The organism is Hymenobacter sp. 102 (assembly GCF_049949205.1).
In the GTDB taxonomy this organism is placed as follows: Bacteria; Bacteroidota; Bacteroidia; order Cytophagales; family Hymenobacteraceae; genus Hymenobacter.
Map to the genome: position 1 here is coordinate 3,524,805 of NZ_CP188172.1, position 24,090 is coordinate 3,548,894.

Genomic DNA, 24,090 nt, shown 5'->3' on the forward strand with positions numbered 1-24,090 from the left:
GAGTGGAGTAATGGCTCTTTTTCCGCTAGAGCAAGCCGTTGGCTACGAGTCTCGTTCTGCTTGTGTAATGCTCTTCGCTCCGCTCCGGATGACAAAGTAAATGAAGTTGTTACTGAATCACGCCGGCCAGAATAAGGCCGCCGGTGAGCAGAATGTTGAAGACAGCCAGCGGAATGAGAATGGTCCAGCCCAGGCGCATCAACTGGTCGTAGCGGAAGCGCGGCAGGGTCCAGCGAATCCACATGAAGAAGAAAATGAAGGCAAAAATCTTCAGGAACAGGCCCACGGTGCCCAGCAGGGTAATCAGGTTCTGGGCCGAAGCCAGTTCCCAGCCCTGGCTGTTCACGAACCAGTCGCGCAGCTCGTACTGGAAGGGAAAGTTGAAGCCACCAAAGTACAGCACGCTCATCACGGCCGAAGCCACAAAGATGTTGATGTACTCCGCAAACAGGTACAGGCCCAGCTTCATCGAGGAGTATTCGGTGTGGTAACCACCCACCAGCTCCGTTTCGCACTCCGGCAAGTCGAAGGGTGTCCGGTTGGTTTCAGCAAAAGCACACACCAGGAAAATGATGAAGCCCAGCGGCTGCCGTACAATATTCCACATGGCCCATTCGCCCGGTGCCGACTGCTGCAGCGTGATTTCGCGCAGGCTCAGGGTACCCGACATCATCAGCACGGCAATCAGGGCCATACCCATGGCCAGTTCGTAGCTGATGTTCTGCGAAGCCGCGCGGATGGCACCCAGCAACGAAAACTTGTTGTTGGAGGCCCAGCCGCCAATCATCACGCCGTATACGCCCAGCGACACCACGCCGAACACCCACAGCATACCGATATTTACCTCAATACCCTGCAGAAAAAAGGCGTTGTTGCCGAAGCTCATGTTGTTGCCGAACGGAATTACCGCCGACGACATCAGGGCCGTAATCATGGCCAGGCAGGGGCCGAAGATGAACAGGGCTTTATTAGCACCACCGGGGAAGAACTCTTCCTTCGTGAACATTTTCACGGCATCGGCCAAAGGCTGCAGCAGCCCGTAAGGGCCAGCACGGTCGGGGCCCACGCGGTCCTGCAGGAAGGCCGCAATTACGCGCTCCGCGTAGGTGCAGTACGTCGCAATCAGCAGTGAAAGCGCAAATACGACGAAGATGACAATGGATTGCCAGCCGAGGGCAGGTAGTTCAATCATTTCAGTTGAGAGTTGTCAGTTGCGAGTTGCCAGTTTGATGAGGGCCATGGTTACAGAATCAGGTAACTGGCAACTCGCAACTGGCAACTGAAAACTAGTTGCCTAATTTCAGCGGTGGGTTTTGCTGCAGGTCGCGGGTGGTGCTTTCGGGCAGGTCGGCTACTACCGACTGGTTCAGCACGGGCAATTCGTAGTGGTTGGCCGAAATAACCGAGGAGCGGTCAATGTGGGCCGGGCCTTCGATGGTCCAGTCCGACGTTTCCTTCTTCTCAAAGCGGCACTCGTTGCAGATCCACTCCTTTACCTCGCCGTACTGGTCCTTGCGGGCGGTGGTGCGCAGCACGTCCTTTCCTTTGTACCAGAGTACTACGTTGCCGGAGCACTTAGGGCAGTCCCGGTGGGCATTCACCGGCTTGGTGAACCACACCCGCGACTTAAAGCGGAACGTCTTGTCGGTAAGAGCTCCTACCGGGCACACGTCAATCACGTTGCCGGAGAAGTCGTTATCGATGATGTTCTCGATGTAGGTGCCGATTTCGGCGGCGTCGCCGCGGCCCAGTACGCCGTGCACCCGGTCGCCCTTGGCAATCTGGTCGGCGGTGAACACGCAGCGGTAGCACAGGATGCAGCGCGTCATGTGCAGCTGAATCAGCGGCCCAATGTCGATTTTCTCGAAGGTGCGGCGCTCTTCCTGGTAGCGGGTGGTGCTCACGCCGTGCTCAAAGGCAAAGTTCTGCAGGTCACACTCCCCGGCCTGGTCGCACACCGGGCAATCCAGGGGGTGGTTGATGAGCAGCATTTCCACAATGCCCTTGCGCACGTTCAGCACCTGCTCATTGGTGGTGTTTTCCACCACCATCCCGTCCTGCACCGGCGTCACGCACGAGGCCACCAGCTTGGGCATGGGGCGCGGGTCCTTGGCCGAGCCGGCCGCCACGCGCACCAGGCAGGCGCGGCACTTACCGCCCGAGCCTTTCAGCGGGGTGTAGTAGCACATGGCCGGGGGCACGATGCTGCCGCCAATCTGGCGGGCCGCATTCAGGATGGTGGTTCCGTCCGGAACTTCCACCTCGATGCCGTCGAAAGTTATTTTAGCCATTATTGGTTGAAATCGTTAGGATTTCGACTGATCTGCACAACAAAGGACGTCATGCTGAGCTTGCCGAAGCATCTCTACCGGGGGTAATTAGTTAGCAATGCAACGAAGCGGTAGAGATGCTTCGGCAAGCTCAGCAGGACGTTCTGTTATTACGCCAGCACGGCACCGGCCCGGTACACCGCGCCGGGTTGGGCGGCTTCCTTGGCGTGGGTTACGTGCCACTCAAATTCGTGGCGGAAGTGGCGCACGGCGGCGGCTACGGGCCAGGCGGCGGCTTCACCGAGGGGGCAGATGGTGTTGCCCTCGATTTGCTTGGCCACGCTCACCAGCAGGTCGATGTCCTCCATGTGGCCGTGGCCGTGCTCCAAACGGTGCAGCACCTTTTCCATCCAGCCCGTCCCCTCGCGGCAGGGCGAGCATTGCCCGCACGACTCGTGGTGGTAGAAGCGGCTGAAGTTCCAGGTGTTGCGCACGATGCAGGTCGTTTCGTCCATGGCAATGAAACCACCCGAACCTAGCATTGTACCCGTCACGAAGCCCCCGTCGCTGAGCGACTCGTAGGTCATCAGGCGGTTTTCGCCGGCGGCGGTTTTCAGGATCAGCTCCTTGGGCAGGATTGGAACGGACGAGCCACCGGCTACTACCGCCTTCAGGTCGCGGCCTTTCCAGATGCCGCCGCAGTACTCATCGGAGTAGATGAATTCCTCAACGGGCAGACCCAGCTCAATTTCGTAGATGCCGGGCTTGTTGAGGTGGCCGCAGGCCGAAATCAGCTTGGTGCCGGTGCTCCGGCCCACCCCGATTTTGGCGTACTCGTCGCCGCCCTCGTTCACAATTACCGGCACGGCGGCAATGGATTCCACGTTGTTGACCACCGTGGGGCGGGCGTAGAGGCCCTGCACAGCCGGGAATGGCGGCTTGTTGCGCGGGTTGCCGCGCTTGCCTTCCAGGCTTTCTAGCAGGGCAGTTTCCTCGCCGCAAATGTAAGCGCCGCCGCCGGGGTGCACATGCAGGTCCAGGTCGTAGCCCGAGCCCAGGATATTCTTGCCCAGGAAACCAGCCGCGTAGGCTTCAGCAATGGCTTTTTCCAGGATGCGCAGCACGTACAACAGCTCGCCGCGGATGTATATGTACGAGGTGTTGGCGCCCAGCGCGTACGAGCTCGTAATCATGCCCTCGATGAGCAGGTGGGGCAGCTTCGACATCAGCTGGCGGTCCTTGAAGGTGCCCGGCTCCGATTCGTCGGCGTTGCAGACGAGGTAACGCGGCACGCCCTCGGGCTTGGCCAAGAAGCTCCACTTCATACCCGTGGGGAAGCCCGCACCGCCGCGGCCCCGCAGGCCCGACTTCTTTACTTCTTCCACCACCTCATCGGGGGTCATCGTTTTGAGGGCCTTCTCCACCGAGCGGTAGCCGCCGTGCTTGCGGTACACTTCCAGGGTGTCGATGCCTTCAACGTTAATATGTTCGGTCAGCAGTTTGCGTCCCATAGTCGTAGGCGTTTAGCCGTTGTATTTAGCTTCTAGTTCGGTCAGGCGCTGCTCAAAGGCTGCGTTTACCTGTTGCTGCTGTCCGAGTGCTTTATTGATGGAGTAGGTCATGAACTCCATGTTTTTCCGGTTCTCATCCAGAAGCGTATTGAACATATTGTTCGTATGCTCCTGCTGCTTCACAACAACAGATGCCACCCGATTAAGGGCTTCTTTCATCTCGTGCATCTCAATGAGAATTTCCGAGACAATCAGCGGCAGGTCTTTATTCCGTTCGTCCATGGCGGCAGAGGGCTAGTTGCGGGCCAGCGCGTTGGGTAGGCCGTTTTCTTCCCAAGGCAGCGCCGGGCGGTGCACCTGGTTGCGCAGCTCCGTGAGCATGGCGTCCACGGCTTCCGGGGTATCAAGCTGCTCGTAGTACTTCTCGCGCACCTGCACGATGGGGGCGAAGCCGCAAGCGGCCAAGCACTCCACTTCCTTGAGCGTGAACAGGCCATCAGCCGAAGCTGGGCCGCCTACTTTGGCGCCGGTAATGCGCTCCAGATGGGCCGTCAGCTCGTCGGAACCGCGCAGCATGCAGGGGCCCGTGCGGCAAATTTCCAGCACGTGCTTGCCTACCGGCTTGAGGTTAAACATGGTGTAGAACGACGACACCTCGTATACTTCAATAGGCTTCACGCCCAGCACTTCAGCCACCAGGTCCTGCACTTCGGGGCTCACCCAGCCACCAAATTCGGCCTGGGCAATGTGCAGCACCGGCAGCATAGCGGATTTGCGCCGCTCGGCGGGGTATTGTTTGCAGATACGCTCAATCTCGGCCTTGGCGGCTTCAGAGAATTGCGGCTTGACGGCAGTCGTCTCCATAACAGTTGAATTCAGCAAAAAACTACGCGTCCAGCTCCCCGGCAATTACGTTCATCGACGACAGCGTCACGATGGCGTCGGAGAGGGTCTGGCCCACCACCATTTCGGTATAGGCCTGGTAGTAAATGAAGCAGGGACGGCGGAAGTGCAGGCGGTAGGGTGTGCGGCCGCCGTCGGAAACCAGGTAGAAGCCCAACTCGCCGTTGCCACCTTCCACCGAATGGTACACCTCGCCCACGGGGGCATCAATCTCCCCCATCACAATTTTAAAGTGGTAGATGAGGGCCTCCATGTTTTTGTACACGGCCTGCTTGGGCGGCAGGTAATAGTGTGGCGCATCGGCGTGGTACGGGCCTTCGGGCAGGTTTTCCAGCGCTTGGTTGATGATGCGCAGACTCTGCCAGATTTCCTCGTTGCGCACCATAAACCGGTCGTAGGTGTCGCCTTTGGTGCCCACCGGAATTTCAAACTCGAAGTCCTGGTAGCTGGAGTAGGGGTTCATCACCCGCACGTCGTAATCGACGCCGGCAGCGCGCAGGTTGGGGCCGGTGAAGCCGTAGTTGAGGGCTCGCTCGGCGGAAATAGCGCCCACGTCCACCACCCGATCCATGAAGATGCGGTTGCGGTTGAACATCTTCTCGAATTCCGTCATGACGGCCGGGAAACTTTTCAGCCAGGCGCGCAGCTTCTGCAAAGCTACCGGCGTGAAATCCCGCTCCATACCGCCTACGCGGCCCATGTTGGTGGTCAGGCGGGCACCGCTTACTTCCTCGTAGATTTCGTAGATCTTCTCCCGCTCGTCCATCAGGTAGAGGAAGCCGGTGAAGGCGCCCGTATCTACCCCCAGAATGCCGTTGCAGATCAAGTGGTCGGAAATGCGGGCCAGCTCCATCAGAATCACGCGCATGTACTGGGCACGCTTGGGTACTTCCACGCCCAGCAGCTTCTCCACCGTCATGTGCCAGCCCATGTTGTTGATGGGCGACGAACAGTAGTTCATCCGGTCCGTGAGGGGCGTAATCTGGTAGAAGGGCCGCCGCTCGGCAATCTTCTCGAAAGCCCGGTGGATGTAGCCGATAGTAGGTACCCCCGACACAATCCGCTCCCCATCCATCTGCAGAATGTTCTGGAAGATGCCGTGGGTAGCGGGGTGGGTGGGGCCCAGGTTCAGGGTAGTCAGCTCCTGGTTGAAGTCGTTGACAGTGGGCGCCAGCGGATTGATCCGGGCCTGCTGCTCGCGGGCTTCTTCAATGATTTTATGGGTGCCTTCCAGCGTGTCGTTTACTGCCATGTTGGGTAGTATTGAGTAGTGGGTAGTGAGTATTGAGAAACTATCATCGAGTAAAAGCAGACCGTTGGTCTCATTACTCAATACCAGCTACTCACTACTAAACTCTATCGTCCGAAAAACAGGTCGGTTTTGTCTTCGCGGGTACCGTCTTCCAAGGCGTACTCCTTGCGCATGGGGTGGTAGTCCATGTCCTCCACATTGAGGATGCGGATGAGGTTGGGGTGACCGGGGAAGATGATGCCGTAGAAATCGAAGGCCTCGCGCTCCATCCAGTTGGCGGTGGAGTAGAGGTCGGTTAGGGTAGGTACTACCGGGTCGGCAATGGGGAAGAAAATCTTCAGCCGCAGCCGGATGTTCTGGGTGAGGCTGTGCAGGTGATACACCATGCCCAGCTCTTGGCCCTCCCGCTCAGGGAAATGCATACCGCACATGGTGGTCAGGAAATTAAGCTGCAGCTCCTGATCCTGCTGCAAACCAGCCACAATGTCGTGAATCCGCTCCCGGGTGGTGGTGGCGGTGAGCAGGCCGTAGGGCTCCTCCACATCGGTGAAGGCGTCCTCACCGAATAAGCGGTGCAGCAACGTCAGCAACTGCGCGTTTTTCTGCGCGGCCGGATCTTTGGCAGCCGCTTCTTCCTGGGCCGGAATGGATTCGTTCTGGTCAGCCATTTCTGAGTACTTAGTATTGAGTATTTGGTATTGAGTATTGAGCTGCCGACGGTGAAAAGTCTACCTACTCAATACCCAATACTCACTACTTACTTGATGTTGTAAGACGCCAGCAGGGCCTGGTACTCGGGCGAGTTGCGGCGGCGCAGGGATTCGTTTTTGGCCAGGTCCTGGATGCGCATCAGTCCGTCGAGCACCTGCTCGGGGCGAGGTGGGCAGCCGGGGATGTACACGTCCACCGGAATAATCCGGTCGATGCCCTGGAGTACGGAGTAGGTATCGAAAATGCCGCCGGAGCAGGCACAGGCACCCATGGCCAGCACCCAGCGGGGCTCAGCCATTTGCTCGTATACCTGCTTTACAATGGGGGCCATTTTCTTGGCAATGGTACCCATCACCATCAGCAAATCAGCCTGTCGGGGTGAGAAGGACGGACGCTCTGAGCCGAAGCGGGAAATATCGTAGCGGGAGCCCATAGTGGCCATAAACTCAATGCCGCAGCAGGAGGTGGCGAAGGGCAAGGGCCAGAGCGAGTTGGCGCGGGCAATGCCCACCACTTTCTCCAGCGAGGTAGCGAAGAAGCCCGCTCCTTCCATGCCCTCAGGGGCATCTACCATTTTAATTTCAGGAACTCTAGTATCCATGCGAGTAAGTCAGGTTAGGAAGCGGATGTACTCCACTTGAAAGCAACACCGGGCTGGGCCCAAAGGTTGCTGCTAACGGCTTTCATTCCAGCGTAAAACGCCTTTTTTGATGACGTACGCAAAGCCCGCCATCAGCAGAGCCAGGAATACAATCATCTGGTAGAAACCGGAGGTACCGAGGGCGCGGAAGTTCACGGCCCAGGGATACATGAAGATTACTTCCACATCGAAGAGCACGAACAGGATGGCTGTAAGGAAGTACTTCACCGAAATTGGGGTACGGGCGTTGCCCACCGATTCGATACCACACTCAAAGGCTTCATCCTTCACCACACTCTTGCGGCGCGGACCTACTAGGTGGGAAACAATCATGGCGAAGGCCACGAAAGCAATGGCCAAGACGAACTGCACAACAATCGGCAGAAAGTCAGCGGGTTGATAATTCGTCGGAACGGCGAGAAGCATAGGCTGCGACAGGGTAAAGCCGTGTAAATACGGCATGGAAGGCAAAGGTACCACGAAATGCGGGCGGAACAAACGTGAAATCAGCCTGCAGGGGAAAGGCGTATATTTGGTGAGAATATCAGCCCCTTCGCTATGGAACCAGTATTCACGACACCTCGTCGCTACACAGTAGAGGAGTATTTCGCGCTGGAAGAGGTATCGGAGCAACGGCACCTGTATTACCGGGGCGAAATCTTCGCTATGTCGGGGGGACTTGGGATACACAATCTCACGGTGTTGAACTGCGTGATGAGTCTGCGCAATGCGCTACGCGGGAAAGGCTGCCGGGTATATGCGGAGAACATCCGGCTGGCCGTGCGTGAGGGGGAATTGTACACGTACCCGGATGTGATGGTCACCTGCCACCCTGAAGATTCACCAGATAAAATAATGATGCACCACCCGGTGCTCATTATTGAAGTGCTGTCGCCGGGTACGGAAAGCCACGACCGAATCTGGAAATTCAGCCGCTATACGCAGCTGGCGTCGTTGCAGCACTACCTACTGGTATCGGCTGATAAGTGGCTGGTGGAGTGGTATCGGCGGGAGCCGTCGGGGGTGTGGTCGTTCACGCCATTGGCTGGTCAGGAGGATGCGGTGACGATTCCGGAGCTGGGCATTACACTGCCACTGGCTGAGCTGTATACGGAACTGGACATTCAGCCGCAACTGGATAAACCCTGATTGGAATAAGGTTAGGTAATAGACAAAAACGCCGCCCCAATTTCCCGAGGCGGCGTTTTGTCTGGCTGGTAGCTCAATGTTCCGTGAAGCGAAGCTTAGCGCTACAGCCCTTTGTCCTTATTCAGATCCTCCGCCGGAGCCGAGCCCAGGAAGGGGTAACGGTAGTCCGTAACCGGTACGAAGGTTTCCTTGATGGCGCGGGGCGACACCCAGCGCAGCAGGTTCAGCAGGGAGCCAGCCTTGTCGTTGGTGCCGGAGGCGCGGGCCCCGCCGAATGGCTGCTGACCAACTACCGCGCCGGTGGGCTTGTCGTTGATGTAGAAGTTGCCGGCGGCCTGCACCAGCTTCTTCGAGGCCAAGTCGATGGCGTAGCGGTCCTGGGCGAAAACGGCGCCGGTGAGGGCGTAGGGCGAGGTAGTATCTACAAGCTCCAGCGTCTCCTCGAACTTGTCGGCGTCGTACACGTGCACCGTTACTACGGGGCCGAACAGCTCCTCGCACATGGTCACATACTTGGGGTCTTTGGCTACGATAACCGTGGGCTCAATGAAGTAGCCCTTTGACTTATCGTAGTTGCCGCCCGCCACAATTTCGGCGTTCGGGTCGGCCTTGGCCCCGTCGATGTACTTGGCCAGCTTGTCGAAGCTCCGCTCGTCGATAACGGCGTTGATGAAGTTCGAGAAATCCTCCACGTCGCCCATCTTGAACGATTTGAGGTCCTCCTTCACGTAGCCCAGAATTTCGTCGGCTAGGTTGGAAGGCAGGTACACGCGCGAGGCGGCCGAGCACTTCTGACCCTGATATTCAAACGCGCCGCGGCTGATGCCCACGGCTACGGCTTTGGCGTGGGCCGTGCGGTGGGCCACAATGAAGTCCTTACCGCCGGTTTCGCCCACGATGCGCGGGTAGCTGCGGTACTTGTGAATATTCTGGCCGATGGTTTTCCAGATGTTCTGGAACACGCCCGTGGAGCCGGTGAAGTGGATGCCGGCAAAGTCGGGGTGGTTGAAGATAACCTCCCCGGCGGTGGGGCCGTCCACGTACACCAGATTGATAACGCCATCGGGTACGCCGGCTTCCTTGAACAGCTCCATCAGCACCTGAGCCGAGTAGATCTGAGTGTTGGCGGGCTTCCACACCACCACATTGCCCATCATGGCCGCTGAAGAGGGCAGGTTGGCAGCAATGGAGGTAAAGTTGAACGGGGTGAGGGCGAATACGAAGCCTTCCAGCGGGCGGTGCTCCAGGCGGTTCCACATACCGGGCTGGCTCTGGGGCTGCTGGCGGTAGAGCTCCTGCATGAAATGCACGTTGAAGCGGAAGAAGTCAATCAGCTCGCAGGCGGCGTCAATTTCGGCCTGGAAGCAGTTTTTGCTCTGGCCCAGCATGGTGGCCGCGTTGATGCGGGCCCGGTAGGGGCCGGCCAGCAAATCGGCGGCTTTCAGGAAGATGGCGGCGCGCTGCTCCCAGGGCAGCTCGGCCCACTGGGGGCGGGCGGCCAGGGCGGCGTCAATGGCCTGCTGCACGTGCGCAGCCGAGCCTTCGTGGAAGTAACCGAGGGTATGCTGGTGGTCGTGGGGCGGGGAGATGCGCTGGGTGTTGCCGGTGCGCACTTCCTCGCCGCCGATGTGCATCGGAATGTCGCGCTCCTGCTGCTTGAGCTCCTTCAGGGTCTTGAGCAGTTCGGTGCGCTCGGGCGAATTGGGGGCGTAGCCTTTTACAGGCTCGTTGATGGGGACGGGAACGTTGAAAAAGCCGTTGGCCATAATGGAGTGCTGGTTTGGCGTGATGGGTGGTGGGGAAGGCAAAGGTAGAAAGCCCAATCTTATTCGTGGCGGTACCAGCGCACGGAGTCTTCCTGTATCTGCATCCGGTTGCCACTGTCGGTAATAGTCCAACGTCCGGCGACCTGTTTCAACTCATCAAGATTTTTGCGGGAGGGGCTTATCAGGAAGGCTGCCGGTAGCTGGGGCGCTGAGGGGAAGTAGTGCAACAGAATAGTGTCGCCCATCAGCCGGAAACGGCCCGCCGCCTCAGCAGCAGGTAAGGATAGATGGAAGCCACCATCCTTATATAAATCCAACGCCCAGATGCCGGCGAAACTGTCAGTATAGGCCGCCAGGATTCTCGGACGAACTGGAGTTAGCCAGCAGAAAATCAACAGTAGACCTAAAGCCGGAAGCAAAAGGAGTTTCTTACGTTTCATACGTGCCCGGGAAGGTCATAATTCAATAGGAAGCAGAATGCTAGAATAGGTTGCGCGGAGAGGGAGGGACGTTTTTATAAGTAGCATGACGGTTCATCACATTATAAACAGCATCACCGTACAGATTCCGGACGTATCTATTGTAGTCAAAATTCGTTCGTTTAGGTAGCTCACTGCCGCGTATTCGAATGACTAAAACTGCCTCCACCTATCAAAACCCGGTCTGGGACTTCGATTTTCCCGACCCCACCATTATCCGGGCTTCCGATGGCTACTATTACGCCTACGGAACCCAAACTAAGCGCCCCGGCGGAGCCATTATCAACCTGCAGGTGGCCCGCTCCCCGGATTTGGTGCAGTGGGCGTATCTGGACGAAGGCCTGCCGGAAAAACCTGCTTGGGCCCGCCGACACCAGAAATTCTGGGCTCCGCACGTGAGTGAGCACGCGGGCACATTCTACCTCTACTACTCCGCCAAACCTGACCGGGGTAGCGGGTTGTGCCTGGCCGTAGCCACGGCCACCGAGCCTGCCGGGCCGTTCCGGGACGTGGGCGCTCCACTACGGCGCGGCAAGGATTTTCAGGACATTGACCCCATGGCCTTCGACGACCCGGCTACCGGCAAGCGGCTGCTGTACTGGGGCTCGGGCTTCGGGCCGCTGCGGGTGCGGGAGCTGGCCGAAGACCGGATATCCTTCAAGCCCAACAGCAAAACCCGCAAGCTGCTGCACCCGGCCGGGACTGGCGACCCGCGCCGCTACGACCAACTGCTGGAAGGCAGCTGGGTAATACTGCGCCACGGCTGGTATTACCTGTTCTGCTCGGGCAATAACTGCTGCGGGCCCGCCGCCCACTACGCCGTGCTGGTGGCCCGCTCCCGCCACGCCCTCGGCCCCTTTGAAACGCTGGCGGAAGCTACCGGTAACCCGTACGCTACCCTGCTCGAAGCCAACCGCCACTGGCACGCGCCCGGCCACAACTGCGTGGTAACCGATGCCGCCGGCCACGACTGGCTGGCCTACCACGCCATCGACCCGCGCCAGCCTACCTTCAATGCCATTGACGATGAGCAGGGCCATTCGCGCCGCGTGCTGTTGATTGACCGGCTGGAGTACGTGGATGGCTGGCCCCGCGTCGTAACGGGCGGCACGCCCTCGTGGCAGGAGCAGCCGGGGCCGGTGGGGTAGGGTACTACGGATTCTATAACCGCCCCAGCAGTGCCCGCACCTGCCATTCCAAGTCGGCCAGGGAGCCGGAGTTGTGGATGGTGAAGTCGAAGTTGGGGTAGTGGTCGAGGGCGGTTTCGCTGGGGTGCTGGTCGTCGCGGGTGCCGTCGCCGCGCTGGTGCAGCGGGTCGCCTTCCACGCGCACCATCAGGCCGCCGCGGCTGCGGATGAGGTCGGCCTCGTTGGGGAAGCGCACGTCCGGAATCAGGGTGTGCTTGTCGGTAGGCAACGTGGAGAAGAACGCCTGCACCCAGATATCCGGCTCCCACTGGCGCAGGGCCAGGCCTACTTGTTGCAACATCTCGCCCCGGGTGCGCCCGAAAGCGGGTAGCTTCTCGGCTTTGCCCTGCTGGGAGAAATAGGGGGCTGTGCCTTCGCCCGCCAACGCAGCGCATACGGCCTTGATGGGCTCACCCACCGAGCGAATGTGCCAGCGCTGCTGCGGCTGAAGCTGCTGAATCAGCCGGGCTACGGTATCCTTACCACTGCCGCGCCGGCCCGAAAAACCAAGTAAGCGAATCATGCGGCAAAGGTAAGGGCTGGCTATAATCACGCTGGCTGCCGTCCTCGCTTGATGCGCAACATGCTCAGGATGCAGACGCGGCTTACAGAATCTCCTTCAACTCGCTCAGGCAGCTGATTTCGTAGGTAATCTGGTTGAAGTGGCGGCGCTGGGCGGGGTTGAAGTACACCTGGTCGAGGCCGGCGTTGTAGGCCCCCAACACGTCGCACTCCAAGTTGTCGCCAATCATGAGGCTTTCCGGGGCAGTGGCACCGGTGCGCTCCAACGCGTGCTGGAAAATGCGGGTGTCGGGCTTGAGGTGGCCGCAACACTCGGAAGTCACCATTTCCTGGAAGTAGTCCGTCAAGCGTGACGAGGCCAGCTTGACGTGCTGAATGTCGCGGAAGCCGTTGGTAATCAAGTGCAACTGGTAACCTTTGTCGCGCAGGTAATCCAGCACTTCGTAGGTATAGGGAAACACGGCCGACTTCTGAGGCAGAAGGTCAGTGAACTGCTCCGAAATGCCCGCTGGCGCATCTTCCTCACGTAGGCCCAGCTGCACGAACGTGCGCGGAAACCGCACGGTACGCAGCTGCTGCTGGTTGATCTTGTTGCTCTGGTACAAGCGCCACAGCCCGTGATTCACCTCCGAGTACACGGCAATGAACTTCTCAACGGACACCCCATGCCGGCCGATGTTGTGCTCCGCGAACAGGTGACGCAGGGTTTCATCGGCATTGGCTTCAAAATCCCACAGCGTATGGTCGAGGTCGAAGAAAATATGGCGGTAAGCTTTCATGAGAATTACAAAAGATGAGAATCGAACAGCTTGGCTTTAAACGGTAGCCAAACCACCGGTTCACCGGCAACAATGTCTGTATGGGCAGCAACACGCTGGTAGTCCGTTTCACTACTGAACAGGCCGTAAGAGTTAAGCTCTACGGAAAATTTAGCTTTATACTCTTCCTCTAGTACGTGATAGGAAAAGGGCTCGTAGTCTCCTGTTTCCAACAATCCTAGTAAGTCGAAGCCTATTTCCTTTCCTTCATCGGGCTCCGGTATCTGCTTGTGAAGCAGCGTAAGGAGGGTTGGGAATGCACTGCTAGTAGATGACTGAACTTGCGCTGAAGCTACAGCGCAACAGGAATCATGCAGAAATATTCCAACCAGTTGTACCAGTGAAAGAGTGGATAAAAATTGTTTGCGAAATTCAATTGCCGTATTTCTTTCAAAGAAGAACCCCGGCCAGCCATAGTTTCCTTTGTCAAATTCGGCATCTATCCAAGAGTGTATAGCTGCTAGCTCCGCGTCCGTAGGTTTGAAAGATTTGGGCAAATCTCGGTGGCTGTACATGCCAGGAAAGCCCCAGTTTCCAGGATATAGGTCGCTTATGTAGCTACTAATGGACCATGATCGGCACTGAAAACGGTGGCCGTTTACTGTGCCCCACTGGTGTTTGGGAGTTATCAAATAGTAGCCTGCTGAATAATACATATCAATCAAGCCGCAGCCGTTCTACCACCCGGCCTTCGCCCAAGAATTCCACTATTTCAGCGGCGTCTTTGGGTTTTACATTGCCGTAGGCGGTGCCGTCGGGGTGCACGATGAGGGCCGCGCCGGGGCCTTTTTTGCACTGTTTACACAGGTCGAGGCAGTTGCAGGTTTGCACCCGTACTTTGCGCTTCTCGCCGCCGGAAAGCAGCTTTTTCAAGCCCTGCTTTTTCAGCTCAATCTTCAAAGCCCGGGCTACATCCTTGCCTACCTCGTCTTTCTGGGCGGTGCATACAAACAGGCGGGTAACGGAATCAGCAGGCTTCACAATGAGAAAAACATAGGTTAGGAGTGGCCGGTCCAGCGGCGGTTTTGCAGCTTATACGCGGCCAGCTCCCGGTTCGACCAGAGCGTTTGGTAAATCTTCTGGTCGTGCACCAACTGCGGGTCCCGCTCCATGTAGCTCAGCAGCTGATGCAGAAAGTCCTGGGCCTCGTCTTTAATGAAGTAGAACACCCAGTTATCGAGCCGCCGGAAATTCACCAAACCTGCATTTTTCAGGTACGATAATTGGCGGGACGTTTTGGTCTGGCTGAAGTCCAGCACCTGTTCCAGGTCGGAAATGCACATTTCCTGGTTGCGCCAGAGCAGGTGCAGGATGCGCACCCGCGAGTCGTCGCCGAGGGCTTTGAAGAGTTGCTGGCCGAATGCAACGGTAAAGTGTTTCAGACGCATCTTTAGAGAAATGCAGAGGGCCGGCGGTGCTGGAACCGGGCCCGAATTTATACACAAACCCAGCAGCGGCCCCTGAAAGTGCCGTATCTTTGGTAACTCGTAACACCTTGTATGTCTGTTGTGGCCCGATTTCGTTTCCTGTTGTTTCCTGCCGTAATGGGCATGCTACTGGCCGTATTGCTGCTGGCCCCCGGGCGGGTGCGGGCTCAGGGGCAGCGCCAGGTGGTGCAGTTTACTGGTATTGTTGCCTCGGGCGACTCGTTGCTGGGCGTACCGGGGGCGGCCATTTTCGTGCCCAAAGCGGGCCGGGGCACGGCCTCCAATCCATACGGGTACTTTTCGCTGCCCGTACTGGCCGGAGATAGTATCGTCATCCGGAGCCTGGGCTACCGCAACCAGTACGTGATTATTCCGGAGAACTATCCGCGCCAGAGCTACTCGGTAATTGTGCAGCTGCAGGAAGACGCCACCGTGCTGCCCGAAGTGCGCATCTTCCCCTACGCCACCGAAAAGGCTTTCAAGGAAGCCTTCCTGGCTATGAAAGCCCCGTCAGAAGCTGACCGCTCGCCGGCCGATAAGCTCAACGAGAAAGTGATGCGCCGCATGTTTAACACGCTGCCCGTCACCAGTATGGGCAACTACCGCCAAACCATGCAGGCCCAGCAAAACGACTACCAGCGCCGCATGGGCATGGGGGCCACTCCCGCTACCAACAACCCCTTGCTCAACCCCTTCAGCTGGCTCCAACTCATCAACCAGGTCAAAAACGGCGAATTCAAGAAGAAGGAAGGCGTGGATTATTGAGTTGGGTGGTTAGGTGGTTGGGGGGATGGGTGGTTGAACGGCCATTGCGAGGCGCAGCCGAAGCAATTCGTCCTTTTCAGAGCGCAAAGCCTTGTTATGCAGCAAGCCCCTGACGTCCGTACTGGCGTCAGGGGCTTTCTGCTTCCTCGGGGCGCGGCATCCTGGGCAGGAAGGATTGCTTCACGCTGCTCGCAATGACCGTTCAACCACCTAACCACCCAACTACCCAACCACCTATATCAACCATTCCCCTCTATATTCAGTACAGCCACTGTTTGACCTTCCGACTTTGCTATGGATACCAATCTGCCCCGCACCTCCCAACCTCGTATTGTTATTATCGGCTGCGGCTTTGCCGGGCTGCGGCTGGCCAAGGACCTGGCCGACGCACCCGTGCAGGTGGTGGTGATTGACCGCAACAACTACCACAACTTTCAGCCCCTGCTCTACCAGGTAGCCACCGGCGCCCTGGAGGCCGACAGCATTGCCTACCCCATCCGCAAGATCTTTGCCGGCCAGCACAACTTTTTCTACCGCATGGCCGACGTGCAGCGCGTTGATCCGGCCACTAACACGCTCACCACCAACATCGGCGACATCCGCTACGACCACTTGGTAGTGGCTACCGGCTCGCTCACCAACTTCTTCGGCCTCACCAGCATCGAGCAGAATGCCATGCAGATCAAGAGCGTGCCCAACGCCCTGAACCTGCGCAGCTACCTGTTCCAGAACTTCGAGAAGGCCATCCTCACCGAAGACCCCGCCCGCCGGCAGGCCCTGATGAACGTGGTGGTAGTAGGCGGCGGCCCCACCGGCGTGGAAATCTGCGGCTCTCTGGCCGAAATGCGCAAGGATGTACTGCCCAAAGACTACCCCGAGCTCGACCTCAAGCAGATGGAAATATACCTGGTAGAGTCGGGCGGGGAAGTGCTGGGGCCTATGAGCAAGGACTCGCAGGTGCAGGCCAAGCGTTACCTGGAGGAAATGGGCATCCACGTGCGCCTCAACACCCAGGCCAAACACTTCGAGGACGGCAAGCTGTATTACTCCGACACCGAATTCATCCGCACCGAAAACCTGATTTGGGCGGCTGGCGTGAACGGGGCGGCGCTGGAAGGCCTGCCCGAAGCGGCCGTGGCCCGCAACAAGCGCGTGAACGTGGATACCGTGAACCGGGTGGTGGGCTTCCAGAACGTGTACGCCATCGGCGACGTGGCCAACATGGTCACTGACGAAATGCCCCGTGGCTACCCCATGCTGGCCCCCGTGGCCATTCAGCAGGCCGAGCAGCTGGCCGACAACTTCAAGCGGCTGCTGCGCGGCGAAACCCTCCGGCCCTTCAAGTACACCAACAAGGGCAGCATGGCCATTGTGGGCCGCAACCGCGCCGTGGTAGACCTGCCCGGCAACAAGCACTTCGGCGGTTTCTTCGGGTGGCTAACCTGGCTGTTTGTGCACCTGATGACGCTGGTGGGCTTCCGCAACAAGGTGGTTACGCTGGTAGGCTGGGCCATCAGCTACTTCAGCTCCGATAAGGCCCTGCGCCTCATCATCCGCCCCTACAAGCGCAACGACTTCAAATCGGACAAGGGCCTGGCCACCGCCATCCACAACGCCGCCACGCCTCAGTACAACCCCTCTGTACCTGCCCCTAATGCTCCGGTGGTGGGAGGGTAGTGTTTGGAAGGTGGTTTATCGAAATTAGATAGCCCTGCTCTGGTAGCAGGGCTATTTTTTTAGGGGTAATGGGATAACAGTGTATTGATTTTACAGCGTTCCGCTTAGATTACCACCCCAAACCCCCTGATGCGCCCGTTTTCATGCAAGAGGCCCTGCCGCTTTCCTTCGCCCTGCTGGCCGGCACCGGACACGCCTTCGAGGCCGACCACCTCATTGCCGTGAGCACCCTGGTAGCCCGCCACGACCACCGCCGCGACGCCGTGCGCGAGGGGCTGTTCTGGGGCCTGGGCCACACCACCACGCTGGTGGTGTTCGGGGGGGCGCTGCTGCTGAGCCGTTCCCTCATCACCCACACCAACTACTTCGAGGCGGCCGTGGGCGCGTTGCTGCTGGTACTGGGCCTGAGCCGCCTCACCGATAAAAGCTACTACCAGACCGCCCCGCCGCGCTACCGCCGGGGTACGGCCTATGCCGTGGGCCTCGTGCACGGGCTGGCCGGTAGCGGGGCCCTGGTCCTGCTGCTGATGGGCAGTCTGCGCTCCGCGTGGCTGGGCGTGGCCTACCTGGCGCTGTTCGGGCTAGGCTCGGTAGTAGGGATGCTGGGCGCCACCGGCCTGATGAGCGTGCCCTTCACCCAGCGCATGCGCTTCAGCCGCAACCTGCGCGCCGGCCTGGTCATCGTCTCGGCCCTGCTCAGCATCGGCTACGGCGGGTGGATGATTTATGGGAATCTGTTTAGAAGTGCGGAAATAGTGAAAAGTAAGCACCAGTCATTGCGAGCGGAGCGAAGCAATCCTTCCTTTTCGAAGCGCCAAACTTTGGTCTGCGCTGAGCCCATAGCAGTTTTGGTTGGGAAGCATCCTGAGTTTCTGCCAGGGTAAAGGAAGGATTGCTTCGCTCCGCTCGCAATGACGACACCCATCAACCAACCCCTTCCCCAATGCACCTTTCCCCCAAAGACCTCGATAAGCTGGTGCTGCACCAGGCCGGCGTGGTGGCCCAGAAACGCTACGCCCGCGGCCTGGCTCTGAACTACCCCGAGGCCGTGGCGCTGCTGGCTACCCAATTGCTGGAGTTTATCCGCGACGGGGAGTCGGTGGCGGAGCTGATGGACAAGGGCAAGCAGATTCTGGGGCTGCAGGATGTGCTGCCGGGCGTGGCCGCGCTGGTGGCCGAAGTGCAGGTGGAAGGCACCTTCCCCGACGGCACCAAGCTCGTGACGGTGCATCACCCCATCTGCCGCGAAACCGGCTCCGCCGAGCTGGCCCTCTACGGCTCCGGCCTCGTGCGCGCCCCGCGCTCCGCTGCCGCCCCGCCCGAAACCAATCCGCCCGTGCCCGGCGAGTACCAGCTGGCCACCGAAGACGTGCAGCTCAACGCAGGCCGCGAAACCCTGACCCTCGACGTGCTCAACCGCGGCGACCGGCCCATCCAAGTGGGCTCGCACTACCCGTTCTTCGAAACCAACGCCGCCCTCGACTTCGACCGCGCCGCTGCCCGGGGCTTCCGCCTCAACATCCCCGCCGGCACCGCCGTCCGCTTTGAGCCCGGCGAGCGGAAAACCGTAACGCTGGTGGCCCTGGCCGGGGAACGGGTGGTATACGGTGGGAATGGGTTGATTAATGGGAAGGTGGATTAAGTCTAGAGTAACTCAAGCAACTTAAATTTGATTTATGAAATGCTTTTTCCTCGTGTTTAGCCTACTTTACAGCACAATTTCTCTGTGTCAAGTGCATATTAGAGGTGTAGTCATAGATGCAGAAACTGGCAGGCCAATGCCTGACTTAAATCTTTATGTACACAAGGATTATGATAAATTGGTTGATATAGTCAAAACAGATTACCAAGGCAAGTTTATTTCGACAATAAGAATGGAAGACTTAGATAAGAAGTCTAAATATCAAATTTTTTTAAATGAAAAAAATTATGAGCCTATTAACACTGAAATAGATGTTAATATTAATGATCAAATCAATATTAAGCTGGTACGACGAAAATTAAACTCTGTTGTCTGGGATTGTTCCACGCCAAGCTTTGGATTATACGTTCCTCACCTGACTAATAGTCTTGCTGAGTTGCCTGATTCTATTCAGAAGAAGTTGGCAGCTTATCTGAATGATAGATTAGGAAGCAACTATTATTCACGCACTCTATTTGCGGGGGGACGTGTTGTTGATATCTGCCGACTACATAAGGTTGAGCCTAACTCAGTGAATTATAAATGGCCTGTGCATAATTATTACTTGTGTTTTTCTATTGCCGATACCCTTGGCGGATCGATGGCAATGGATAGTACAGGAAAAGTAACTGAAGAATTGAGTTTTCCTGCAATAGGTCATGATTCATCTAAAGATAAAATTATTAGCAGAAAAAAGGCTATTAAAATTGCCAAGCGGAACAATAGTTACGATAGAAAAACAGAGATTTATTTCGGTTACGATAAGAAAAATGACTGTTTTCAATGGACGTTCAGAAATTGTAAGGAAAATGGCATGAATGTCGGTTGCAGTATTTTGCACATTGCTGCTCACACAGGCGAAGCTCTTAGGACTTCTAGAACAACAGGAATACGCTCCAATTTTCATTAGTGATTATTTTCTTTATTTAATTCCCATGTCCCTTCCCATCTCACGGCGCGCGTACGCCGATATGTACGGCCCAACCACCGGCGACCGGGTGCGGCTGGGTGATACCAACCTCGTGATTGAGGTGGAGCACGACTTCTGCGTCTACGGCGAGGAGTGCAAGTTCGGGGGCGGCAAGGTGCTGCGCGACGGCATGGGCCAGGCCGCCGGCATTTCCCAGGCGGAGGCCCTGGACCTGCTCATCACCAACGCCCTCGTGCTCGACTACACCGGCATCTATAAGGCCGATATCGGGGTGAAGAACGGGCGCATTGCGGGCATCGGGAAGGCCGGCAACCCGCACATTATGCCGGGCGTGACGCCGGGCATGACGGTGGGCGTGACCACCGAAGTGGTGGCGGGGGAGGGGCTCATCCTCACGGCCGGCGGCATCGACTGCCACATTCACTTTATTTGCCCCCAGCAGATTGATGAGGCCCTGGCCGCCGGGCTCACCACCATGCTGGGCGGCGGCACGGGGCCGTCGGCGGGCACCAGCGCCACTACCTGCACGCCGGGCGCGTTCTACATCAAGATGATGCTGAAGGCCACCGATGCGTTTCCGCTCAATTTCGGCTTTCTGGGCAAGGGCAACACCTCCCGCCCCGAGGGCCTGCGCGAGCAGCTGGCGGCCGGGGCCCTGGGCTTCAAGCTGCACGAGGACTGGGGCACTACCCCCGCCACTATCGATACCTGCCTGCAGGTGGCCGAGGAGTACGACGTGCAGGTGTGCATCCATACCGATACGCTCAACGAAAGCGGCTTCGTGGAAAACTCGGTGGGCGCGTTCAAGGGCCGCACCATCCACAGCTACCACACTGAGGGCGCGGGCGGCGGCCACGCCCCCGACATCATCAAAATCTGCGGCGAGCCGAACGTCATTCCCTCGTCCACGAACCCCACCCGGCCCTTCACCAAGAACACCATCGACGAGCACCTCGACATGCTCATGGTCTGCCACCACCTCGACCGCAACATTCCCGAGGACGTAGCCTTTGCCGAAAGCCGTATCCGGGGCGAAACCATTGCCGCCGAGGACGTGCTGCACGATCTGGGCGCGCTCAGCATCATTAGCTCCGACTCGCAGGCCATGGGCAGGGTGGGCGAGGTGGTGACGCGCACTTGGCAGACGGCCCACAAGATGCGCCAGCAGCGCGGCCTGCTCCCCGAAGACGCCGCCCGCGGCTGCGACAATTTCCGGGCCCGGCGCTACGTGGCCAAGTACACCATCAACCCCGCCCGCGCCCACGGCTTCGCGCAGCACATCGGCTCCGTAGAGCTGGGCAAGCTGGCCGATCTGGTGCTCTGGAAACCCGCTTTCTTCGGCTCCCGGCCCGAAATGGTCATCAAAGGCGGCGTTATCGTGCGCAGTCAAATGGGCGACGCCAACGCCTCTATTCCCACGCCCCAGCCCTCGTTTTCGCGGCCCATGTTCGGGGCTTTCGGCGGGGCGGTGGGCCCGATTGCGCTGGCCTTCGTGTCGGGCGCGTCTGTGGAACATGTACGCGCCTCCTACGGCCTGAAAAAGCAGGTAGTAGCCGTGCAGGGCTGCCGCACGGTGCAGAAAAAGGACATGGCCCTGAACGACTACCTGCCCAACATCGAAGTAGACCCCGAAACCTACCGCGTCACCGTCGACGGCGTGCACCTCACCTGCGAACCGGTGGACACATTGCCCCTGACGCAGCTGTATAATCTGTTTTAATTACAGAACTGAGAAGTTAGAACAGAGAGCTGAGAAGCAAGAACCAAGACCGGCACATCACACGACAACGACAAACGACTCACGCCACAGCTTCGCGCAGTTCTAAGCTCTAAGTTCTAAACTCTCACTTCTCTTGTCTACCCGTCTTGCCCGTTTGCTTCACCTGGCCGATTCGGCCCTGCCGACGGGTGGGTTTGCGTATTCGTATGGGTTGGAGAGTAGCCGCACGTTTGGGCTGGTGCAGTCGGAAAGCGGGTTGCGGAATTACCTGTATTCGTTTCTACAGCAGGCGGTGGGGCTGGAGGTGCCGTTTCTGAACGCCTGCTACCGGGCCGCTTTGCCCGCCGGGGCTGGGGCCCTGCGCACCATTGTGCAGGAGTACGATGCCCAGTTGCTGGTGCCGGCCCTGCACCGCGGCAGCCTCACGCAGGGCAAAACCTGGCTGCGGCTGCTGCACTCGTTTTATCCGGCTGCTGGCCTGCCCGCGCTGGGCGCGTGGCTGGCCGCCGAGGAGCTGCCGCTGCATTTCGTGCCGTTGCTGGCCCTGAGCCTGCGCCGCCTCGAATACACCCTGCCTGAAATTCACACGCTCTACCTGCACCTGGCTCTGCGCGACCAAATCAGCGCGGCCATCCGGCTGGGCTGCCTGGGCCCGATGGAAGGCCACCGCCTGCAGCACGAGTTCTACGCCATCTTCGACGACCTGCTGCTCGGGGCCGACGCCCTCGACCACCGCCACGCCACCCGCTCCGCCGTCCTGCTCGACGCCGCCCAGATGCTGCACGAGCAGGTCTATTCCCGCCTGTTTCAGAACTGAACCCCACCCCAACCCCTCCCCTCGGGGAGAGGGGCTTACATTACCATTGCAACGCCTTCATATAGAGTCGTTGTCAAAGTAAAATAAGCCCCTCTCCCGGAGAGGAGGGGTTGGGGTGGGGTTATGCATCCACCAATCCAGCCATTCACATCCATGCCCTTCATTGATAAACTCGCCCTGCTGCTCCACGGCCACACGCACGAGTATTACGAGTCGCCCGGCGACTTTGCCCAGCGGGAAACGCGGCGGCTGCCGTCGCACCGCAACTTCCGGCAGCGGGCCTTCACGGTGGGTATTGGCGGGCCGGTGGGCACGGGCAAAACGGCTTTGCTGAAGGCCTTGTGCGAGCGGCTGCGCCACGAGTTTGAGCTGGGCGTGGTCACCAACGACATTTTCACCAGCGAAGACGCCGAATTCCTCATCCGCCACAGCGCCCTGAGCGAGGACCGGATTGTGGGCGTGGAAACCGGCGGCTGCCCCCATGCCGCCATCCGGGAGGATATTTCCCTGAACATGGACGCGCTGGAAGGCCTGATGAAGCGCTTCGACAACCGCCTCGATTACCTGTTCGTGGAAAGCGGCGGCGACAACCTGGCCGCCCACTTCAGCCGCGAGCTGGTGGACTACTCCATCTACGTCATCGACGTGTCGGGCGGCGACAAAGTGCCCCGCAAGGGCGGCCCCGGCATCACCCAGTCGGACCTGCTGGTGATTAACAAAACCGACCTCGCCGAGCTGGTGCGTGCCGACCTGGACGTGATGGACCGGGACGCCCGCCGCATGCGCGGGGAAGGCCCCTTCCTGTTCGCCCGCGCCCTGCACGGCCTGGGCCTGGACGAGATTATCCAGCACATCCACGAAGCCAAAGCCCGGGCGTATGCGGCCGTTGGGCCGGAGCGGCGGTAGCGCAGGAACAGTATGGCCGAACGGTGTAGAGACGCAAAATATTGCGTCTCTACACCGTTCAGACAACTTCTAATGGTTAACCAAACAATCTAATACTTCCGGTGCCCGGCGTGGAAGCCCAGCAACTCCGGTGCGGCCAGCGCTTCATACAGCGCATCGTAAATGGGCTGCAGGGCGGCGCGGGTGTGGCCCACGGCCCGCAGCAGGTACACGCCGGGCCTCACTTCGCTGCAGGCTGTTATGGCGGGCTGGCCGGAGAGGTTGGGCGGTAATTCGGAACGGGTGTGGGGCTGCCGGGCCGCCAGCGCCGCCGCCAGCTGCTGATACCGGTTATCGGTGGGCGGGCCAATCAGGTACACGGAAAGCGTGGTCTGGTGAGGGCCGAAATGAGCCGGTGAGGTAGCAATGTGCTCTTCCGGCCGAAAGGCAAACCGATCCAGCACCACCAACCGCCCGGCTACGCGTACCCGCACTTCCGATTCCAGCGCGGTGAAGGCGAACTGCTCGCCGCTGTCCATGCGGCCCGAATGGAGCCAGTCGGCCAGCAGCAGCACCGCGCCGGGCTCCAGGTGCCACTGCTGCTGCTGCCGAAAACGGCTGGCCGCCTGCGGTACCAATGGGTCGGGCAGTACGGCCGTAAAGGCACCGTCAGCCAGAACGCCTTCCAAGACCTGCACGGCCGGGTGGCCGTGGTCGGAGCGGTACACGCGGGTGTTGGCCTGGGTGCTGAGCAGCAGACGGGCCGCGGGCTGCACACCAATGCGCAGCCGAATGGTGTCGCCGGCCAGCAGGCCGCCCCCGTAGCTAGATAGCATCACGTGGCAGCTGCCGCCCGATGCCCGGGGGCTGAGCAGCTTCAGGGGCTGTACGCTCCGGCTGCGGGTAAGCACCGACTGACCGCGCACGGCCGTTACTTCTACTTCGCTCCAGAGGGTTTCTTCAGGCATACGTAGCTGGC

Annotated in this window: 27 protein-coding genes; 10 read left to right on the forward strand and 17 right to left on the reverse strand. The window is 59.0% G+C overall.

Annotated features, from left to right (window positions below; translation table 11 throughout):
* Positions 1-109: 109 nt before the first annotated feature.
* From nuoH to ACN19L_RS15200, 9 genes are all read right to left on the reverse strand, one after another.
* A complete protein-coding gene (gene nuoH, locus ACN19L_RS15160; protein ID WP_426493594.1) occupies positions 110-1,189 on the reverse strand; it encodes an NADH-quinone oxidoreductase subunit NuoH in 1,080 nt (359 codons plus the stop codon).
* Between the two features lie 97 nt (positions 1,190-1,286).
* A complete protein-coding gene (locus tag ACN19L_RS15165) occupies positions 1,287-2,291 on the reverse strand; it encodes a 2Fe-2S iron-sulfur cluster-binding protein (protein WP_426490322.1) in 1,005 nt (334 codons plus the stop codon).
* A 149-nt stretch (positions 2,292-2,440) separates the two neighbouring features.
* Positions 2,441-3,781 (reverse strand): NADH-quinone oxidoreductase subunit NuoF, encoded by a 1,341-nt coding sequence (gene nuoF / locus ACN19L_RS15170; protein WP_044000928.1) that lies wholly within the window; start codon positions 3,779-3,781, stop codon positions 2,441-2,443.
* A 12-nt stretch (positions 3,782-3,793) separates the two neighbouring features.
* Positions 3,794-4,063, reverse strand: coding sequence for a hypothetical protein (locus ACN19L_RS15175; RefSeq protein ID WP_125430256.1), 270 nt, complete (start codon positions 4,061-4,063; stop codon positions 3,794-3,796).
* A 12-nt stretch (positions 4,064-4,075) separates the two neighbouring features.
* A complete protein-coding gene (nuoE, locus tag ACN19L_RS15180; protein WP_125430259.1) occupies positions 4,076-4,645 on the reverse strand; it encodes a complex I 24 kDa subunit family protein in 570 nt (189 codons plus the stop codon).
* 22 nt (positions 4,646-4,667) lie between these two features.
* Positions 4,668-5,936: an NADH-quinone oxidoreductase subunit D gene (locus ACN19L_RS15185; RefSeq protein ID WP_125430262.1), complete on the reverse strand. Its 1,269-nt coding sequence runs from the start codon at positions 5,934-5,936 to the stop codon at positions 4,668-4,670.
* Between the two features lie 104 nt (positions 5,937-6,040).
* Positions 6,041-6,604, reverse strand: a complete 564-nt coding sequence (locus ACN19L_RS15190; protein ID WP_426490323.1) for an NADH-quinone oxidoreductase subunit C — start codon at positions 6,602-6,604, stop codon at positions 6,041-6,043.
* 89 nt (positions 6,605-6,693) lie between these two features.
* Positions 6,694-7,248, reverse strand: a complete 555-nt coding sequence (locus tag ACN19L_RS15195) for an NADH-quinone oxidoreductase subunit B (RefSeq protein ID WP_315999915.1) — start codon at positions 7,246-7,248, stop codon at positions 6,694-6,696.
* Between the two features lie 72 nt (positions 7,249-7,320).
* Positions 7,321-7,713: an NADH-quinone oxidoreductase subunit A gene (locus tag ACN19L_RS15200; protein WP_125430268.1), complete on the reverse strand. Its 393-nt coding sequence runs from the start codon at positions 7,711-7,713 to the stop codon at positions 7,321-7,323.
* 132 nt (positions 7,714-7,845) lie between these two features.
* Here ACN19L_RS15200 and ACN19L_RS15205 point away from each other — a divergent pair, with 132 nt between their 5' ends.
* Positions 7,846-8,436 carry a Uma2 family endonuclease gene (locus tag ACN19L_RS15205; RefSeq protein ID WP_426490324.1) on the forward strand — a complete coding sequence of 197 codons (591 nt, stop codon included), beginning with the start codon at positions 7,846-7,848 and terminating at the stop codon, positions 8,434-8,436.
* Positions 8,437-8,537: 101 nt separating this feature from the next.
* On the opposite strand, the gene pruA is transcribed toward ACN19L_RS15205, so the two are convergent.
* Both pruA and ACN19L_RS15215 read right to left on the reverse strand, forming a co-directional pair.
* Complete coding sequence (pruA, locus tag ACN19L_RS15210; RefSeq protein ID WP_426490325.1) at positions 8,538-10,202, reverse strand: L-glutamate gamma-semialdehyde dehydrogenase; 1,665 nt, start codon at positions 10,200-10,202, stop codon at positions 8,538-8,540.
* A gap of 59 nt (positions 10,203-10,261) precedes the next feature.
* Entirely contained in the window at positions 10,262-10,642 is a 381-nt protein-coding gene (locus tag ACN19L_RS15215) for a hypothetical protein (RefSeq protein ID WP_426490326.1), read from the reverse strand.
* A gap of 188 nt (positions 10,643-10,830) precedes the next feature.
* Between ACN19L_RS15215 and ACN19L_RS15220 the strand changes: the two genes are divergently transcribed.
* Positions 10,831-11,829 (forward strand): glycoside hydrolase family 43 protein, encoded by a 999-nt coding sequence (locus ACN19L_RS15220; protein ID WP_426490327.1) that lies wholly within the window; start codon positions 10,831-10,833, stop codon positions 11,827-11,829.
* 13 nt (positions 11,830-11,842) lie between these two features.
* On the opposite strand, the gene ACN19L_RS15225 is transcribed toward ACN19L_RS15220, so the two are convergent.
* The 5 genes from ACN19L_RS15225 to ACN19L_RS15245 form a co-directional block, all read right to left on the reverse strand.
* Entirely contained in the window at positions 11,843-12,391 is a 549-nt protein-coding gene (locus ACN19L_RS15225; protein ID WP_125421942.1) for a hypothetical protein, read from the reverse strand.
* Positions 12,392-12,473: 82 nt separating this feature from the next.
* Positions 12,474-13,169: a YjjG family noncanonical pyrimidine nucleotidase gene (locus ACN19L_RS15230; protein WP_426490328.1), complete on the reverse strand. Its 696-nt coding sequence runs from the start codon at positions 13,167-13,169 to the stop codon at positions 12,474-12,476.
* Positions 13,170-13,174: 5 nt separating this feature from the next.
* Positions 13,175-13,705, reverse strand: a complete 531-nt coding sequence (locus ACN19L_RS15235; RefSeq protein WP_426490329.1) for a hypothetical protein — start codon at positions 13,703-13,705, stop codon at positions 13,175-13,177.
* A gap of 160 nt (positions 13,706-13,865) precedes the next feature.
* On the reverse strand, positions 13,866-14,189 hold the full coding sequence (locus tag ACN19L_RS15240) for a (2Fe-2S) ferredoxin domain-containing protein (RefSeq protein WP_426490330.1): 324 nt from the start codon (positions 14,187-14,189) through the stop codon (positions 13,866-13,868).
* A gap of 17 nt (positions 14,190-14,206) precedes the next feature.
* Positions 14,207-14,596 (reverse strand): ArsR/SmtB family transcription factor, encoded by a 390-nt coding sequence (locus ACN19L_RS15245; RefSeq protein WP_426490331.1) that lies wholly within the window; start codon positions 14,594-14,596, stop codon positions 14,207-14,209.
* Between the two features lie 120 nt (positions 14,597-14,716).
* On the opposite strand from ACN19L_RS15245, the gene ACN19L_RS15250 reads away from it, so the two are divergent.
* The 8 genes from ACN19L_RS15250 (at position 14,717) to ureG (ending at position 23,132) form a co-directional block, all read left to right on the forward strand.
* Positions 14,717-15,400, forward strand: a complete 684-nt coding sequence (locus tag ACN19L_RS15250) for a carboxypeptidase-like regulatory domain-containing protein (RefSeq protein ID WP_426490332.1) — start codon at positions 14,717-14,719, stop codon at positions 15,398-15,400.
* 294 nt (positions 15,401-15,694) lie between these two features.
* On the forward strand, positions 15,695-17,077 hold the full coding sequence (locus ACN19L_RS15255) for an NAD(P)/FAD-dependent oxidoreductase (protein ID WP_426490333.1): 1,383 nt from the start codon (positions 15,695-15,697) through the stop codon (positions 17,075-17,077).
* A 143-nt stretch (positions 17,078-17,220) separates the two neighbouring features.
* Positions 17,221-17,961, forward strand: coding sequence for an urease accessory protein (locus ACN19L_RS15260; protein ID WP_426490334.1), 741 nt, complete (start codon positions 17,221-17,223; stop codon positions 17,959-17,961).
* Between the two features lie 59 nt (positions 17,962-18,020).
* Positions 18,021-18,719: an urease subunit beta gene (locus tag ACN19L_RS15265; protein ID WP_426490335.1), complete on the forward strand. Its 699-nt coding sequence runs from the start codon at positions 18,021-18,023 to the stop codon at positions 18,717-18,719.
* Between the two features lie 136 nt (positions 18,720-18,855).
* Positions 18,856-19,668, forward strand: coding sequence for a hypothetical protein (locus ACN19L_RS15270; protein WP_426490336.1), 813 nt, complete (start codon positions 18,856-18,858; stop codon positions 19,666-19,668).
* 25 nt (positions 19,669-19,693) lie between these two features.
* A complete protein-coding gene (gene ureC, locus ACN19L_RS15275) occupies positions 19,694-21,409 on the forward strand; it encodes an urease subunit alpha (protein ID WP_426490337.1) in 1,716 nt (571 codons plus the stop codon).
* A gap of 133 nt (positions 21,410-21,542) precedes the next feature.
* A complete protein-coding gene (locus ACN19L_RS15280) occupies positions 21,543-22,226 on the forward strand; it encodes an urease accessory protein UreF (RefSeq protein WP_426490338.1) in 684 nt (227 codons plus the stop codon).
* 153 nt (positions 22,227-22,379) lie between these two features.
* Entirely contained in the window at positions 22,380-23,132 is a 753-nt protein-coding gene (gene ureG / locus ACN19L_RS15285; RefSeq protein ID WP_426490339.1) for an urease accessory protein UreG, read from the forward strand.
* 89 nt (positions 23,133-23,221) lie between these two features.
* Here the strand turns inward: ureG and ACN19L_RS15290 are convergent, their stop codons facing one another.
* Positions 23,222-24,079, reverse strand: coding sequence for an urease accessory protein UreD (locus ACN19L_RS15290; RefSeq protein WP_426490340.1), 858 nt, complete (start codon positions 24,077-24,079; stop codon positions 23,222-23,224).
* Positions 24,080-24,090: the final 11 nt, after the last annotated feature.

Coding starts and splice junctions, on each gene's coding strand:
- ACN19L_RS15165 (WP_426490322.1), bottom strand. CDS start 2,291: ATGGCTAAAATAACTTTCGACGGCATCGAGGTGGAAGTTCCGGACGGA.
- nuoF (WP_044000928.1), bottom strand. CDS start 3,781: ATGGGACGCAAACTGCTGACCGAACATATTAACGTTGAAGGCATCGAC.
- ACN19L_RS15175 (WP_125430256.1), bottom strand. CDS start 4,063: ATGGACGAACGGAATAAAGACCTGCCGCTGATTGTCTCGGAAATTCTC.
- nuoE (WP_125430259.1), bottom strand. CDS start 4,645: ATGGAGACGACTGCCGTCAAGCCGCAATTCTCTGAAGCCGCCAAGGCC.
- ACN19L_RS15185 (WP_125430262.1), bottom strand. CDS start 5,936: ATGGCAGTAAACGACACGCTGGAAGGCACCCATAAAATCATTGAAGAA.
- ACN19L_RS15190 (WP_426490323.1), bottom strand. CDS start 6,604: ATGGCTGACCAGAACGAATCCATTCCGGCCCAGGAAGAAGCGGCTGCC.
- ACN19L_RS15195 (WP_315999915.1), bottom strand. CDS start 7,248: ATGGATACTAGAGTTCCTGAAATTAAAATGGTAGATGCCCCTGAGGGC.
- ACN19L_RS15200 (WP_125430268.1), bottom strand. CDS start 7,713: ATGCTTCTCGCCGTTCCGACGAATTATCAACCCGCTGACTTTCTGCCG.
- ACN19L_RS15205 (WP_426490324.1), top strand. CDS start 7,846: ATGGAACCAGTATTCACGACACCTCGTCGCTACACAGTAGAGGAGTAT.
- pruA (WP_426490325.1), bottom strand. CDS start 10,202: ATGGCCAACGGCTTTTTCAACGTTCCCGTCCCCATCAACGAGCCTGTA.
- ACN19L_RS15215 (WP_426490326.1), bottom strand. CDS start 10,642: ATGAAACGTAAGAAACTCCTTTTGCTTCCGGCTTTAGGTCTACTGTTG.
- ACN19L_RS15220 (WP_426490327.1), top strand. CDS start 10,831: ATGACTAAAACTGCCTCCACCTATCAAAACCCGGTCTGGGACTTCGAT.
- ACN19L_RS15225 (WP_125421942.1), bottom strand. CDS start 12,391: ATGATTCGCTTACTTGGTTTTTCGGGCCGGCGCGGCAGTGGTAAGGAT.
- ACN19L_RS15230 (WP_426490328.1), bottom strand. CDS start 13,169: ATGAAAGCTTACCGCCATATTTTCTTCGACCTCGACCATACGCTGTGG.
- ACN19L_RS15245 (WP_426490331.1), bottom strand. CDS start 14,596: ATGCGTCTGAAACACTTTACCGTTGCATTCGGCCAGCAACTCTTCAAA.
- ACN19L_RS15255 (WP_426490333.1), top strand. CDS start 15,695: ATGGATACCAATCTGCCCCGCACCTCCCAACCTCGTATTGTTATTATC.
- ACN19L_RS15260 (WP_426490334.1), top strand. CDS start 17,221: ATGCAAGAGGCCCTGCCGCTTTCCTTCGCCCTGCTGGCCGGCACCGGA.
- ACN19L_RS15265 (WP_426490335.1), top strand. CDS start 18,021: ATGCACCTTTCCCCCAAAGACCTCGATAAGCTGGTGCTGCACCAGGCC.
- ACN19L_RS15270 (WP_426490336.1), top strand. CDS start 18,856: ATGCCTGACTTAAATCTTTATGTACACAAGGATTATGATAAATTGGTT.
- ureC (WP_426490337.1), top strand. CDS start 19,694: ATGTCCCTTCCCATCTCACGGCGCGCGTACGCCGATATGTACGGCCCA.
- ureG (WP_426490339.1), top strand. CDS start 22,380: ATGCCCTTCATTGATAAACTCGCCCTGCTGCTCCACGGCCACACGCAC.
- ACN19L_RS15290 (WP_426490340.1), bottom strand. CDS start 24,079: ATGCCTGAAGAAACCCTCTGGAGCGAAGTAGAAGTAACGGCCGTGCGC.